Consider the following 234-nt stretch of genomic DNA (forward strand, 5'->3'; position numbering starts at 1 on the left):
CGACCAGCAGCGGCCAGATCAGCCCGAGCGGACGCAAGTTCGGCGAACGGATCAGCCAGACCACGCCGGCCGCCCAGATCGGCAGCGCGAGCGGGTTGGCGAACAGCACTTGAGCGGCGAGCACCTCGAGCGGCCCCGTCGCGATGTTCTTGCTGTCCTGCTCGACATAGAAGTCGAGGCTCGGCCAGCCATGGGCGACTTGCCACCCGAGGTTGGGGCTCACGCAGAGCAGGG

1 protein-coding gene is annotated in these 234 nt (G+C 68.4%); it reads right to left on the minus strand.

The features are described from left to right. Window positions 1-223 (minus strand): hypothetical protein (locus SD455_RS16735; protein WP_445508765.1); only part of this gene is annotated, 223 nt, incomplete at its 3' end. Window positions 224-234: the final 11 nt, after the last annotated feature.

It is taken from the genome of Nesterenkonia sp. K-15-9-6 (assembly GCF_052656005.1).